Source organism: Kitasatospora sp. NPDC007106, assembly GCF_040634455.1.
GTDB classification, from domain to species: domain Bacteria; phylum Actinomycetota; class Actinomycetes; order Streptomycetales; family Streptomycetaceae; genus Kitasatospora; species Kitasatospora arboriphila.
In genome coordinates this window covers 1-2,586 of sequence record NZ_JBEYFP010000804.1, presented here as the reverse complement: position 1 = coordinate 2,586, position 2,586 = coordinate 1, and the positions used below count along the sequence as shown (strand labels likewise).

The window sequence follows — 2,586 nt, the reverse complement described above, 5'->3', positions numbered from 1 at the left end:
GCATCAGCAGCGGCGCCGCGACGAGCACCAGCAGCATCACCGGGACGGCGGCCAGGAAGGCCGAGCCCCACCAGAAGCGGTCCAGCAGCAGCCCGGCGACGGCCGCCGCGGCGGTGGCGGCCGCCGTGGCGGCGATCGTCCTGCGGCGTATGCGGTGGGCGCGGTGCTTGGGCACGGGTGACTCCCGTTCGGTGGAGCGTTGCTGTCCCGGACCGTCCGGGGCAGGAACGGTCTACTGCCGGCGCGCCCGGAACGGTGGCACAGGGAGGCCAGTGACGCGGACGGGCACCCGCCGCGCCATGACCCTCCGTCACTTCCGTCCCGTCCGTTCTGGTGCGCCGGCCGCGGGACGTGCCACCATGCAGCCCACCGGCGCGCACCCGGCGCCGCGATCCGCACGGAGAGGCCGGCCCATTGACCGACGAGGACCTGGGGACGCACCTGGCCCGACTGGGCCTGACCCGGCGCCAGGCCGAGGTCTACGCGGCGCTGCTGGCCGGCGGGCCCTGCCGTCGCGAGGAGTTGGCCGGACGGCTCGGCGCCGGCCGCGGGACGGAGGAGCTGGACCTCCGGCTGGCCGAGTTGCGAAGACTCGGCCTGATCACGGAGGCCGGTTCGGAGGGCGGCGAGCACGCCCCGGTGGAGCCGTCCCTGGCGCTCGACCACCTGGCGCACACGCGCACGGCCGAGCTGCACCGGGCGCACCAGGCCGCCGTGAACGCCTACCGCGGCTACCGGCGCACCGTCAGCCCGCAGGCGACGGAGGACCTGCTGGAGGTGGTGACCGGACCGGCGGTCGCGGAGCGGATCTGGCAGATCGAGGCGGCGGCGGAGAGCGAGGTGCTGCGCTTCGACTCGCCGCCATACCACACGGACGGGTCGGCCAACCCGGTGGAGGAGCGCAACCTGCAGCGGGGCGTGGTCTACCGGGTGGTGTACTCGCGCTCGGCGGTGGAGAACACCGCCTACTACGACGCCAACATCCGGCCGTGCATCGCCGCCGGGGAGCAGGCGCGGGTGCTGCCGACGGTGCCGGTGAAGCTGACGGTCTTCGACGGTCGGCTGGCGATCGTGTCGATGTCGTTCGTGGAGGCGGAGGTCAACGACTCACTGCTGCTGGTACACCCGTCCAGCCTGCTGTCCGCGCTCACCGGCCTGTTCGAGACCTCGTGGCGGACGGCGCTGCCGATGCACCGGGGCAGCGGTTCGCCGCCGGGGCTCGGCCCGGTGCAGCGCCGCATCCTGGAGCTGCTCGCCACCGGCGTCACGGACGACACCATCGCCGAGCTCCTCGGGGTGAGCCGCCGGACGCTCTCCCGGCACCTGGAGCAGATCGGGGCCAGGGCCGGTTCGCGCACCCGCTTCCAGCTGGCCCTGCACGCGGCGCGCAACGGCTGGCTCTGATCCGGCCTCCGGTCACGGGTCACCGCTGACGGTCACCGCCGGCGGTCACCGCTCACGAAGCGCTCGGCCCCGGCCCGGCCCGGCCCGGCCCGGCCCGGCTCAGTCCCGGCCCCGGCTCAGTCCCGGCTCAGCAGTCGGGCGACGTCGAGCGGGTCCTCCCCCAGCTCGACCAGGCGCTCGCCGAGGCGCCGGAGCTGGGCGTCCTTCTCGTGCTCGGTGGCGGCGACGTTCGCCAGCGCGGTGCGGGCGCCGTGCTCGACGCCGCCCTCGAACACCCGCCGCACGAAGAGGTCGGCGGCCGGGCGGGCCAGGCCGGGGGCCAGGGCCAGCAGTTCGTCGGTGTACGGCTCGGTGGGATCGGACTCCATGGCTTCATCAAACCCGCCGCGGCCCGTCCGGGGCGGCGCGACACGGCGCCGCACCCGGATGGCCGTCCACCCGGATGGCCGTCGCACCGGCCCGTCGGTAAGGGGTCCGCGGGGTGTGACACCCTTGGCTGCCATGGGCGAGCAGGACGCGGGCGGGCCTACGGAGGCCGCGCCGCTGCTGGTGGTGGACGCGGCCAACGTGGTGGGCTCGGTGCCGGACGGCTGGTGGCGGGACCGGCGGGGTGCGGCCGAACGGCTGCGCGACGCCCTGGTGCCGCTGGCCGGTGCGGGGCTGGGTGACGACCGCGCGGGGCTGCCGCCGTGGGCACGGACGGGTCCGCTGGAGGTGGTCCTCGTCGTGGAGGGCGCGGCCCGCGGCGTTCCCGGGCTGCCCCGCGTCCGGGTGGTCGAGGCGCCCGGAAGCGGCGACGACCAGGTGGTCGCCGTGGTCGAGCAGGCCGTGTCCGGCGTGCCGCCGCGCCGCTGTCTGGTCGTCACGGCGGACCGTGGCCTGCGTGACCGGGTGACCGCCCTCGGTGCCGAGGTCACCGGGCCCCGCACGGTCCGTCCGGCCTGACCGCGTCCGGTCCGCTCCGGCCACGGACGACTCCGCCCTCTCCCGGCCGGTGCCCGTCGGTCGCCGTGACCGGCCGCCGCCCGAGTGGCGGTTCGCCGTGGAAGCCGTATGGTCTCGACCGTGAATCCGATCGACCGCCGGGGCCTCCTGCGGGCCGTGGGTCTCGGCGCGGTGGGTGCGGCCGCCGCGGCCTGTGCCGGCCGGGGCAGGGCGGCCCCCGCCGCGGCACACTCCTCC

General features: G+C 76.3%; 3 protein-coding genes. 2 read left to right on the top strand and 1 reads right to left on the bottom strand.

The annotated features are described in order from the left end of the window. Positions 1-414 precede the first annotated feature (414 nt). Positions 415-1,404: a helix-turn-helix transcriptional regulator gene (locus tag ABZ641_RS32585; protein ID WP_344627335.1), complete on the top strand. Its 990-nt coding sequence runs from the start codon at positions 415-417 to the stop codon at positions 1,402-1,404. 116 nt (positions 1,405-1,520) lie between these two features. Here the strand turns inward: ABZ641_RS32585 and ABZ641_RS32580 are convergent, their stop codons facing one another. Beyond that, on the bottom strand, positions 1,521-1,772 hold the full coding sequence (locus ABZ641_RS32580; RefSeq protein WP_344627334.1) for a hypothetical protein: 252 nt from the start codon (positions 1,770-1,772) through the stop codon (positions 1,521-1,523). A 133-nt stretch (positions 1,773-1,905) separates the two neighbouring features. Here ABZ641_RS32580 and ABZ641_RS32575 point away from each other — a divergent pair, with 133 nt between their 5' ends. Beyond that, positions 1,906-2,349, top strand: coding sequence for an NTP pyrophosphohydrolase (locus tag ABZ641_RS32575; protein ID WP_359987687.1), 444 nt, complete (start codon positions 1,906-1,908; stop codon positions 2,347-2,349). Positions 2,350-2,586: the final 237 nt, after the last annotated feature.